The 12,185-nt window shown below is 36.4% G+C and carries 11 protein-coding genes and 1 tRNA gene; 11 read left to right on the forward strand and 1 reads right to left on the reverse strand.

Features of this window, described 5'->3' with window-relative positions:
- Window positions 1–304: 304 nt before the first annotated feature.
- Window positions 305–380: transfer RNA gene (locus N482_RS18285), tRNA-His, on the reverse strand.
- A gap of 182 nt (window positions 381–562) precedes the next feature.
- Here N482_RS18285 and N482_RS18290 point away from each other — a divergent pair.
- From N482_RS18290 to N482_RS18340, 11 genes are all read left to right on the forward strand, one after another.
- Complete coding sequence (locus tag N482_RS18290; protein ID WP_063378419.1) at window positions 563–1,378, forward strand: mechanosensitive ion channel family protein; 816 nt, start codon at window positions 563–565, stop codon at window positions 1,376–1,378.
- Window positions 1,379–1,398: 20 nt separating this feature from the next.
- Entirely contained in the window at window positions 1,399–2,202 is an 804-nt protein-coding gene (locus tag N482_RS18295; protein WP_063378420.1) for a DUF481 domain-containing protein, read from the forward strand.
- A 126-nt stretch (window positions 2,203–2,328) separates the two neighbouring features.
- Window positions 2,329–4,926 carry a polysaccharide biosynthesis/export family protein gene (locus tag N482_RS18300; protein ID WP_063378421.1) on the forward strand — a complete coding sequence of 866 codons (2,598 nt, stop codon included), beginning with the start codon at window positions 2,329–2,331 and terminating at the stop codon, window positions 4,924–4,926.
- A 12-nt stretch (window positions 4,927–4,938) separates the two neighbouring features.
- Entirely contained in the window at window positions 4,939–5,817 is an 879-nt protein-coding gene (locus tag N482_RS18305; RefSeq protein WP_063378422.1) for a hypothetical protein, read from the forward strand.
- 41 nt (window positions 5,818–5,858) lie between these two features.
- On the forward strand, window positions 5,859–6,818 hold the full coding sequence (locus N482_RS18310; RefSeq protein WP_081228076.1) for a sugar transferase: 960 nt from the start codon (window positions 5,859–5,861) through the stop codon (window positions 6,816–6,818).
- Complete coding sequence (locus N482_RS18315) at window positions 6,815–7,852, forward strand: hypothetical protein (RefSeq protein ID WP_063378423.1); 1,038 nt, start codon at window positions 6,815–6,817, stop codon at window positions 7,850–7,852. The genes N482_RS18310 and N482_RS18315 overlap by 4 nt, the downstream gene beginning before the upstream one ends.
- Window positions 7,845–8,351 (forward strand): acyltransferase, encoded by a 507-nt coding sequence (locus tag N482_RS18320; protein ID WP_063378424.1) that lies wholly within the window; start codon window positions 7,845–7,847, stop codon window positions 8,349–8,351. Before N482_RS18315 ends, N482_RS18320 begins: the two co-directional genes overlap by 8 nt.
- On the forward strand, window positions 8,348–9,211 hold the full coding sequence (locus N482_RS18325; RefSeq protein WP_063378425.1) for a polysaccharide pyruvyl transferase family protein: 864 nt from the start codon (window positions 8,348–8,350) through the stop codon (window positions 9,209–9,211). Before N482_RS18320 ends, N482_RS18325 begins: the two co-directional genes overlap by 4 nt.
- 23 nt (window positions 9,212–9,234) lie before the next feature.
- Window positions 9,235–10,335: a hypothetical protein gene (locus tag N482_RS18330; protein ID WP_063378426.1), complete on the forward strand. Its 1,101-nt coding sequence runs from the start codon at window positions 9,235–9,237 to the stop codon at window positions 10,333–10,335.
- Complete coding sequence (locus tag N482_RS18335) at window positions 10,307–11,167, forward strand: hypothetical protein (protein ID WP_063378427.1); 861 nt, start codon at window positions 10,307–10,309, stop codon at window positions 11,165–11,167. The genes N482_RS18330 and N482_RS18335 overlap by 29 nt, the downstream gene beginning before the upstream one ends.
- Window positions 11,157–12,173, forward strand: a complete 1,017-nt coding sequence (locus N482_RS18340; protein WP_063378428.1) for a glycosyltransferase — start codon at window positions 11,157–11,159, stop codon at window positions 12,171–12,173. Before N482_RS18335 ends, N482_RS18340 begins: the two co-directional genes overlap by 11 nt.
- The last annotated feature ends 12 nt before the right edge of the window (window positions 12,174–12,185 follow it).

The raw sequence follows: 12,185 nt of genomic DNA on the forward strand, positions 1-12,185 counted from the left end.
ATTTAATGAAATTGGTATAAAACTGCTTTTCGGAGCGTTTGTGAGCTGTCTCACACATTAAAATAAGCTATAGGCGATTTTCATTTGGTTGAAGCTAGCTACTTGAGTGGAGTGCTCGCATTTTAATTCGCTCAAGACTAAAACTTTGAATATAGTGGTAATTTAGATGTATTGGAAATTGGCTATTGAATAAGTCGTAATAAACTAGGGAGATGTCTTTCAGGTATTAAAATAATGATTAAGGTCTTGATTATTAAGAGTATTAATTTTATGACTTTTTTCTTGAAGTTATCAAGAGGGGGGATGGGGCGACTGATGGGGCTCGAACCCACGACAACCGGAATCACAATCCAGGGCTCTACCAACTGAGCTACAGCCGCCACAATTTTCGTGTAACACCTTTATGGTGTGGCGCGCATAATACAGAACTTTTTTTACAATGCAAAGCCTTTTTTTATTTTTTTACTGTTTTTAGTAGATTTGCAGCAATTTTCGTCTAGACAGCTAAAATCCATACTTTGTACTTAAACTTAATAGCTTAGAATAAATTATAGGAGAGTTTATGGAAGTACTTATGGATTGGCTGAATAACAATTCGGACACCTTGTCACATTACCTCATTCAAGGGGTAATCGCTTTAATCATTTTCTTTATTGGAATTAGGGTGGCTAAATTTTCGGCCTCCTTAACTGAGAAGGCGATCAGTAAACGAAAAGTAGATAAAGCGGTAGGTACTTTTGTATCTAACATTGTGTACAGCTTGGTCTTTGTGGCGACGCTACTGATGGCGCTATCGCAGGTGGGTGTTGAAACAACGTCGTTTATCGCTATTCTAGGTGCAGCGGGTTTAGCGGTGGGTTTAGCACTGCAAGGGTCACTCTCTAATTTTGCGTCTGGTGTATTGATTATTATACTCAGACCTTTTAAATCCGGTGATTATATCGATGCAGCAGGCCAGTCGGGCAGTGTGCAGCGCATAGAGATTTTTTCTACCGAACTGATAACGCCAGACAACAAAGTTGTTATAATACCCAATTCATCAATCATGTCAGGTGCGATAGTAAACTATTCTCGTGAAAAGACGCGTAGAATAGACTTTGTAATTGGCGTTGGATACGACTCTGATCTTAAGCAAGTGAAGAAAGTATTGGAAGAGGTGCTTGAAAAAGAGTCTCGAATTTTAAAAGACCCAGCTTATACTATAGCTGTTTTGGCATTGGCAGATTCAAGCGTTAATTTTGCTGTACGACCTTGGGTAAATACCAGTGACTATTGGCCAACTTATTTTGATTTGTTGGAAAACATCAAACTGGCGTTAGATGACGCTGGCATTAATATTCCTTATCCGCAAATGGATGTGCATTTACAAAAAGATTGAATATAAAGGTTACTTTTATAATGAAAATGAAACTGATTTCTCTGTGTGTTTTAACAGCAACTTCTTCTTTTGTAGCAACTGCTGAAGCAAGCTCTGAAAGCCCTATCAAAGAGGAAAAAGTATGGGACATCACAAGTGAAGTGGGCGCAATTGTCACGAGCGGTAATACAGAAACAACGACACTCAAAGGTGAAATTAAAGCCAAACATAATTTAGAAAGTTGGCGTAATGAGTATAAGTTGGATGGCATTTTCAAAGAAGATGAGATTGAAAATGACGACGGTGAAAAAGTTAAAGAACGTACTAATGAAAAGTATTCTTTCTCTGTTCAAGGCAACTACAAACTAGTTGAAGATCACAGCCATTTATTTATTTCTGGTTCATACGCTTCGGACTATTTCGGTGCATATAGAAGTGAATCTGTACTGTCTGTGGGTTATGGCCTGAGATTGTTAAGTAAAAGCAACATGTACTTAGATTTTGAAATTGGCCCAGGTATAAAGCGCTTTGAATATCAAGATGATAGCACTGAAACGACGCCTGACGGTCAATCGTTAGCGGGAGAAACTGAAAGCGAAGTTATCGGCGTTGGAAAGATAGACTATGAATGGCAGATATCAGACAATGCTAAGTTCACTCAATTGGTGTCAGTAGAGTACGGAGATACAAACACTAAAACAGTATCGGAAACCGCATTACTGACAAAGATAAACGGCTCGCTGCAAATGAAGGTTGGGTACAATATCACCCATAATTCTGATGTTGATGAGGGCAAAGAAAAAACTGATACGGAAACATCGTTGACCTTGGTTTACAGTTTTTAACACATAGACGCAGAATATAACAAAGATATGACAAAAAAAGGGCCGCAGGCCCTTTTTCTATTTAGTAGATCTCGTGTAGAATGTGCAATCTTTTTTTGAATATTGACAAAGCAGGATACTGATTAGATGTCTTTTACGCGTGTTTTAGCAATAATTTTATTTGGGTTTAGTGCCTTTGTTAGTGCATTTTCACCGACACCAGAGCAGATAGAACAGTTCAAAAAATTACCTAAGGCACAGCAAGAGGCATTGGCCAAGCAATATGGTGTTGATCTTTCTTCGTTAGGATTGGGAAACAAGTCTGGTATGTCAAGTGAGATGGAGCACTCTGCGTCCAGCATTGAACCAAGGGATGTTATGGAGTTAGAGGTTGAAGAGCCTTTAAAGCCTGTCCAGACTAAATTGAAGCCATTTGGATATGAGTTGTTTGCAGGTACTCCTACAAGCTTTGTACCCACTGAACAAATTGCTGTTCCAAATGATTATGTATTAGCAAGTGGCGATGTGGTTTCCATTAGTTTATACGGTAAAGAAACTGCCATTCACGAATTGAAAATAGACCGTGAGGGCCGTTTGAGTATTCCAAACTTCTCCCCAGTCTATGTTGTTGGCTTAACTTATAAAGAATTGAAGCAGCTTATTGACAATAAGGTAGCTACTGAAGCAATTGGCCTTAGGGTTTTTGTTTCTATCGCTGAGTTAAGAAGCCTACGCGTGCTTGTAGTAGGTGAAGCATACAAGCCTGGTAGTTATATACTTTCGCCTTTATCCAATGTGACTCATGCTTTATTTGCAAGTGGTGGTTTAACGGATATCGCCTCTTTGAGAAATATTGAAGTAAAAAGAAAAGGTAAGAGCATAGCGAAGCTTGACCTTTATGATTTGTTGCTTAAAGGTGATAGCACAGGAGATATTACTTTACAGTCTGGTGATGTTGTATTTATTCCTTCAGTTGGCCCCCAAATAAGAGTTGAAGGGTTTGTTAAACGGCCTGCAATTTTTGAATTAAAGCCGGGTGAAGTCGCTGAATCACTGATAACTATGTTTGGTGGATTTAAGGAAGACGCATTTTTAGAACAGGTTGAAATAAAGCGTGTAGTTGATAATGCTAAAAAATCCGTAATTTCTGTCAATTTTAGAAAAAATCAAATCAATTATCGTCCACAAGGCGGTGATGTTATAAAAGTACAAAGTGTTAATAATGAAGTGATCGATTCTATTACTCTAATCGGTGCAGTTTCCAGACCTGGCTACTATCAGTGGGATGGTGATTTGAGCTTTGACCAGTTGGTCAAAAATAGCAAGGCTGACTTACTTCCTCAAGCTGACTTAAATTACGCAATTATTGTTCGAGAAGGTGCATCACTTGGTCAAGTTGACATTGTTCAGTTCTCTATTTTAGACGCTCTAAATGGGGAAAAAATTAGTCTTCAGAAAAATGATGAAGTTTATGTGTTTAGTCGTTTTAACTATTTGCATAAAGAAGAAAATGCGCTCCGTAATTTAGCACTGACAGCGGCTGAACAAGAGCTTCAGGAGCAGGTGAAATTATGGCATTTGTACGAGCGTGAGCAATTTAACAAGAAAGTTATCTCTGCTGGGGTGAAAATCAATACTCCAGTAAGCAATGGTGATACGAAAAAAGCTACGCCAACATTATTTGGTCGAGCTAAATTGCTTGCCCCAATCATTGCTAAACTAGAGCATCAGTCTACTGCTGGGCAACCTGTAGCAATATTCGAGATTGATGGGCAAGTGAGGTTCCCAGGGGTATACCCATTGTCACAAAATAAAACCCCGAGAGATGCATTAGCTGCTGCAGGTGGTCTATTGGAATCTGCGTTTACAGAGTATGCCGAAGTAACACGTGGACTCATAGATGGTGAAGTGCTTCATTTTCAAATCAACGACATTCACAGTAGAACTGAAAGTGAACGTAAGCTTTTGGCAAGCCGCGACATATTAAATATTCTAAAGCAACCTAACTGGCAAGAAAGTTATAAAGTTCAATTAAAAGGCGAAGTTAAATTCCCTGGAATTTACACCATAAAGCGTGGTGATAGCCTAGAGCAAGTTTTATTAAGGGCTGGCGGAATTACAAAATTTGCTGAGCCAAGAGCTGCCATTTTTACACGTGAAGCGATTAAAAACCAAGAGGAAAAGCAGCTTCAAAAGTTGTCGGAAGATTTAAGAAAAGATATCGCATCGAAGAGTTTTCAGAAGTCTATAGGTTCGAATACTTCATTATCATATGACGAAACAGATAAGTTGCTGAAAGACCTGGCGAGCGTTAAAGCTCTTGGTCGTTTAGTTATTGACTTACCAGATATCATAAATGGTAGAGAAGTTTTGAGGTTACAGGACGGTGATACTTTGTATATTCCTGGTAAACAAGACTCTATATCAATTATCGGTGAAGTAAACTATAGCTCATCTCATTTGTTTAAACAGGGCGTATCTATTGAAGAATATATTGCTTTGAGTGGTGGTATGAAAGACCGTGCTGATGAAAAAAAGGTATATGTAATTAAAGCAAATGGTGCTGTATTCATACCTAACTACACGAATTGGTTTGCGGTTAATAATCACCTTGAACTAGAAGCAGGAGACACAATAGTTGTGCCAATGGACTCGTCTCACATGGATAATTTGACTCTTTGGAGTACTGCTACTCAGATATTTTATCAGTTGGGTGTTGGTGTCGCGGCGATTGCAAGGATCTAGGTTGAGTCGATTATGAATATAGAGAATAATGAAGTGGACTTTCAAGCCTTAGTCAAATTAATTTGGATTAAAAAATTCTACATCATTAGCATTGCGCTTCCAATAATTTTGCTAATTAATTTAGCCGTTTATTTTGGTGTTGAAAAAGAGTATTCAGCCCAAGTTTTATTGTCGGAAAGAAGCAGTAATAATCCGTTAGAGCTCCCTGGTGAGATGGGGGCTTTGGGTGCATTGGTTGGCTTTGGGGCAGAATCCACTAATGAAGCTGATAAATCTTTAGAAATAATGAAAACTAGAAAGTTTATTGGTCAGTTTGTGAATAAATATGATTATTCACCTTATTTACTTGAGGTTAAAAAGTGGGATAAAGAAAGTAATGAAATCTCGTTTACCGATGCGTATTCAGCTACTGATGGGTGGGCTGAGGGTGAACCGAATATCTTTCAAATCAAGAAGGCCTTTTTGGACTCGGTAAAAGTAGCTCAGGATAACGTCAGTAATTTCTACTCGATCGCAATTACACATAAGTCTCCTTATGTTGCAAAAGAAATCTTAGAGAACCTAGTTTCTGACTTAAATGAGTTGATGCAACAAAAAGCTATTCTTAGCGCCGACTCTAGCATTGAGTACCTTGAGAGAGAATTGGTAAATACGAAAAACGTTGAGCTGAGGCAGACGTTATTAAAGCTTGTAGAGGCTGAGTTGCAGAAAAAAATGATGGCTAGAGTCCACAGTGATTATATTTTTACAATTGAGGACCCAGCTGTATTGAGGTTAAAACACATTTTTCCGAACTACATGTTATTAGCAATCCTATCGGTTTTTGCTGGATTAGGTTTTGGTGTTTTTATTGTGTTATTGAGAGCAAAGCTTAAAGGGGTGAATCAATAATGCACAGAACGAATTCAGAAATGCACCTAGATGAAGTTAAAATGGATAATCAAGATATCAAGTACTACTTGAATAAATCCTTTCGCTCAAGAAGGCAGGCTTTGAAGCCTGATATTATATACTTATATTGCCCAGAATCAGCGGTAGAAGAAGTACTAAATTGTACTAAAGATTATGATTTTGATGTAGCAATCAATGATTATGACGTTAAAGCAATAGGCCGAAAGGTAATTTGTCACTATCACAGTGCTGCGCTTTCCAGTGAGCAAAAACAGTTCTTAATTCGTGCTATGGAGTACGGCGCATGGGTAGAGCCTTTGGTAAGCTACTTAGATGCTCGAAACAAGTACACTGAAGTTAAGCTTCTGAACAGTGGTTACTTTTTGCATCAAAAAGCGTTTTCGATTCTCTCTACTCAGAGAAATCAGAAAATTAAGCGCGTATTAGATATCGTAGTCTCTTTAACTGCTCTTATCTTCTTACTCCCTATTATGTTACTTGTTGCCATTGCTATTAGGCTTGAAAGCCCTGGACGTGTTATATACAAGCAACTAAGGGTTGGGCAGTTTAACCAAGAGTTCGAGGTTCTTAAGTTTCGTTCAATGGTTAACAATGCAGAGAATGGGAAGGCTCAATGGGCTCAGAAGAACGACCCTCGTGTAACTAAAGTAGGAAAATTTATACGTAAAACACGTATAGATGAGCTCCCTCAGTTTGTGAATGTTTTAAGAGGAGAAATGTCACTTGTTGGCCCTAGACCAGAACGTGAAGTGTTTATATGTGATCTTGAAAAGGAAATCTCCTACTACAGATTCAGACATTCAGTTAAACCTGGTATTACAGGGTTAGCACAAGTTTCGTATCCTTATGGTGACTCTATAGAGGATGCTGTTTGGAAGCATAAATACGACATCTATTATATTAAACACCACTCTTTAAGAAGTGATTTCAAGATATTGTTGAAAACAGTCAAAGTCGTACTTTTTGGTATGGGTAGATGATTGAAGTTTTGAAGGGAAAAGGACGAAAAGTCCTTTTCTCAACAATTGCTGATCTTATTCCACGGGTTATTCCTCTATTAACAACTATCTTTATAGTTAGTTTAGATACTGAACCACGAGTTGTTGATTACTTATTTACTCTAGCAATTTTTAATATCGCAGCTGTTATTTTAAACTTTGGTGCTCAATATCAAGAGAGTACATCACATGAATTATTAAAGCAGAAGCTGATAATTCAGTTCTCGTTTGTTCTTCTTGTATATTTGTCTCAATTTCTAATTGAAGTTAAACAATTTGAAGAGATATTGTACGCTTTAATTCTTGGTTGTGTTTATGCTCATGTTAATGAGTTTAGGCTGCGTAGAGAAGGTAAAGTATATAAATATTTCTTGGCGACCCTGCTACTTGTGGTGCCTAGAGCTGTATGCATGTTTTTTAGTGTTGACTATTATATTTCATCAATAATTTCAGCAGTTTTGTTAGCTTTATTTATATTGGTAGGGCTAGATAAAGTTGGGAATAAAGCTGAGAGTCAAAGTGTTTTTAACTTTGCATTTTTAACAAGTGTAATCATAATTATATATCAGCAAATACCGAGCTTGTTTTCAATAACCCAAGGAGTTGATGAGAATGAACGTATAGAACAGATAGTTGTAAGAATACTGTTTGGCCTTATGTTCCTTAAAACTACACTGGTAGTTATGATTATCAGATATAATTTTAAAATTTATTTTAATCGTTTGGCTTTCTCATGCTTTTTATTGTCTTTTATCTTGGCGACAGAGTTTTTTGTTAGTTATACATATTCAAAATACTTTTTATATATAATTATATTTTTTAGCTCAGAATTAATATATGCGTACTTCTCTGCAGAAATGCATAAGAATTATAATTATAAGAGTATGTCTGTTGATGCATTTTGCCTCATGTCTTTAGCGTTTTTGTTTTCGTATTTTGGGTTTAATTTAATTCAGATTTATACCTTTAGCTCAGTAGGGCTTGTTATATTTAGGTTAAGGAAAGGGCATGTTTAAGAACTTAACAAGGCTTATTTCTTATGCTTTAAAATTTAGGAGAGTAGATAAATCCTATTTGACTATTAATATAGGTAAAAATATTCGCCTTTATTATCCAGAAAAAGTTCAGCACGAAGGGTATTTGCACCTCAACGATGATAACTTCATTGATGCACGTGGTGGTGTTGATTTTGGAAAGAACGTTATATTGGCTCCTAAAGTTTGTATTCTTACATATAATCATGATTATGATAATGTGGGTTGGGTTCCTTATTCTCCAAAAATAATAATGAAAGGTGTAGAAATAGGGCAAGATTGTTGGATTGGTTACGATTCGTTGTTATTACCTGGTACAAGGCTCGGTAATAATACTGTTGTTGCAGCAAAGTCCGTTCTCAAAGGAAGTTATCCTGACAATGTGTTAATTGCCGGTAACCCAGCAAAAGTAATAAAAGCATTAGAGAAGTCAGATGATGCAATACAGTATTTAATTCAAAAGTTTGGTGGAATATCTTGAGAAATATCAATATTGTAAATGGCTTTTTCCCTAATAAAAATTTTGGAGATGATATGTTTCTAGCTTGTGCTGGAGAATATGTCGAAGGGGATTATGAAGTACGCAATTTAGCAAAAGAAAACAAAGGCTACCTAGCTTGGCTTGCGTATTTATTTAAAAGAGTAAAGTCTTATACTTGGCTTGGTGGTACATTTATTGATAAAGATACAACTTTTCCAATGTTGATCTCTATGCTGATTGAATTCACCTTGGTGAAGCTCGCTGGCGCGAAATTGACCTTTGTTTCCGTTGGTTTATCGAGGGATGTTAATTTAATTAAAAAGCTATCACTAAAGTATATTTGCTGGCTGGCTAATGATGTATCAGCGAGAGATAAAGATAGTTTTGAGGCATATAAGCGTCATAACAAAGGCATGACTCTGACCGGTGATATTGTAGTCCTGAACGAGGGGTTGTTTCATAAGGGAATTAAGCAATCAAATCGTCGACTTCTTTTTGTGAGTGTTGATAAAAATAAGTCGTTACAAATTTTCAATGATAAGCAAAGTGTATTCAAACACTTATCTAATACTCCATCTGTAGTACAAGTAACTAGCCCATATCAGGCTGAGTCTCAAAAGAGGCTGTCAGAAGAGATATGTAACTCTTTGGGGTGTAGTTATGACTGCATTGATTATAGCTCTTTTAAAGAAGTGCTAGAGCTTATTGCAGAGTCAGAATGTGTAATCACTGATAGGCTGCATGTTGCGATTGCTGGAGTAATTAATAACAAACCAGTTTATTTGTTTGGTGTTAGTGAAAAGTTGAAAGGTATCAATGATCTGTTGGACACACGTGGCCTTCTTACATTGGTTTCGTAACAACTTATTTGAAAGAGTGAAGAATGAAAACTAATGCCGAAGTAATTAAAGTTGATGTAAGTCTAATAATTTCAGGCTTTTTTGCATTTTTGACTTTTGGTAACTTAGTGGTTGCTCTTACTGTCGTACCTTATTTTAAAGAGCCATTATTTTATTCGGTTTATATACTGAATTCGATGATATTACTTTTTGCATACTCGAGGCTAAAGCCGACTTACTGGAGTTTTCATCATGATAAAGATGCTAGTCTTTACATTAAATTTATAGGCATCTTATCTTCACTGCTAATTCTTAGTGTTTACGTCGCGCAAGGAATGCCTAGTTTAATCGATTTTAGAACGAGCAATCATCATTCTCTAGGTATTATCTGGCTGCTTTTGAACGTGTGTTTATTAATATCACCGCTAGGTAACGTTAAAAAGAGCTATTTTTATATCGCTGTTACCTTAGTTGGTGTGTTGCTCACGGGGTCAAGACTTTACCTGCTTATCTATATGGTACTCACCATGTTAGTTTTTGGTGTGAAACTTAAAAGTATAAAGACTGTTATAGTTCTTTCCATGACTGTCTTGTTATCGACTATTTTAGCCGTATTAAGAGAGTCAGGTGGAGGTGTCAACCGAGATGCTATTATATTCTTTCTATTTGAACTTATTGAACGGAATGTATCATTACTTAATGGGATAATGCTTAACTATAAGCATTGTGCAAACTCGCTGGAGTATAGTAATCCTATAGGTTTGTTAATACCGAGAGTTTTGTACTCTGATAAAGAGCTCGTTTTTAATATCAGAGCGTTCATGTGTTTTTATGATAAGAAATTTGTGCCTTCTAAAAGCTCTGGTTTTTTTATGAGTGAATATTTCCTATATTTTGGAACCTGGGGAGGTGCAATACTTTCATGTATCATCGCACTGATTTACTCATTTTTACTGGTTAAGTTGTTTAATAGGCTTTCTTATAAATTTAAGTTGATATGTTTCCCATTATTGTTCTTGGGTATTTTTGGGCCAATTGAAGGGTTGTATACTGCTTCATTTCAGATTGGCCTGATGTTATTTGTGATATTTGTTATATATGAGTTAATGCCGAAAAATGAAGGTTATTCTGTCTCCTCATCCTGAAAAAACTGCTGGCTATAAATTTGATGAAAATTATGCAGAAAAAAACGATTTTCAAATTATAAGTTTAAAGTCACCTAACAAGTTAATTAATCTAATTCAGTTATTTATCTCGCTTCCCTTTGTACCTATTATGGGTGTTTATGGGGCGATAACGTTTATTCGTGTTCTAAGTAAGCTGAACGTTGTAAAACAAAGCTCAGAAGTTTGCATCTCTAGGTCATTGTTTCCATCGGTTTTATTGCCAGGTAAGACCTCTGTTTTATATCACAATATTGAGCTTTTATATTATTTTGAAGAAGCTAAAGCTTCAAAAAGCTTTTTAAAAAAAGCTATTTTTTACCATCAATTCCTCGTGTTGAAACTTTTTGAGTTTAAGGGGTTAGGAAATAGCTTAGTTATTTGTCTTTCAATGACTGAGAGCAGGCTATTAAATCGTAAAAAGCGCAATGCGATTTTCAGTAAAAGTACATTGTTTACACGTACGGTGAAAGACGAGCAGTTTTTAAGTGAATTTGATGGGGATGATATTTGCTTTTTTGGAGCCTTCAACAATGTGAGAAATATTGAAATGGCAGAAAACCTTCAAAAGGTATATCCAAATATTCGCTTTTTTGGACGTCACGGTGAGCTATTGCCCAGTCATCTAAAAGTGAACTATAAAGGGGAAATAGACGACTTTTCAAAGTTTATTAACTCTAATGTACTCGTGATGATTGAAGCTCCAAAAGCTGGTGTTCAGACTAAAGTTGTTGACTGGCTTGAGAATGGGGGAAAAGTATTTATTCCGAATAATTTGAGACGTAAGATGTGGGGTAAATTAAATGAGCGCTAAAACAGCTATTATATGCAATTCAAATAACCCAGACCTAGCAATGTACTTTAGCAAAAAGGTTAAATGTTTCAGAGACGAAGCCTATTTCCTTGCAAATAAAGAAATTGCAAACAACCTGAATATCGGCTGTTCTTCAGTGTCAAAAGTTTCAGGTCTGAGTTTTGGTCTTATTATCGACTCGTTTCTAGCCTTTATTGTAGTCTTTAAGTTGCTTTTTAATAGAGTCAATACAGTAGTTTTTGATACTGCACACATCTCAAATCTGCCATTAGCAGTGCTGTGTAAAATATGTGGAATTAAGCTGGTTTTTACTATTCATGATTGGAACCCTCATGAAGGCAAGCAGCAAAAAAATGTACTCCTCTACAATAAATTCGTCGATAAAGTGTTAGCGAATGCTTACATTACCTTTTCAAAAGTGAATACTGACACTAAAGTTTACCAGCTGAGGTTGTCAGGCTTTGAAAAGCAATCCCCAGCACAGCCTGATGGATACTATTTATTTTTTGGCAGAATTGAGCCTTATAAAGGTCTAAGGCATTTGGTTAGTATTGCAAAAGCTATGCATGAAAAAGGTTTACCTGAGAAGATCATCGTTGCTGGACGAGGCGAAGACAATTCTATAGATGAGTTGGAGGCATTACCTAATGTAGAAGTCATAAATAGGTTTATTTCTGACCAAGAACTTGACGGTCTACTGAAGGGGGCTATAGCTACATTATTACCATATGACTCTGCTACTCAAAGCGGCGTGATTTTACACTCTTATTCATATTCTAAGCCAGTCGTCGCTTTTGATGTTGGTGCACTTCACGAATATATCAATGATGGAGTAAGTGGTATTTTAGTTGAACATGGAAATACGTCTCTCTTTACAGAGAAAATGCATTATATTAATGAAAATTATGACTTTTTTATGAGCGGCGTAGAATCCGAGTTTAAGGAATTTGATGATAATGCGCTTGAAAGACAATACAAAGCGTTATTAGAAAGTTTAAAAAGATAATTATTAGGTGAT

It is taken from the genome of Pseudoalteromonas luteoviolacea NCIMB 1942 (genome assembly GCF_001625595.1).
GTDB lineage: Bacteria > Pseudomonadota > Gammaproteobacteria > Enterobacterales > Alteromonadaceae > Pseudoalteromonas > Pseudoalteromonas luteoviolacea_A.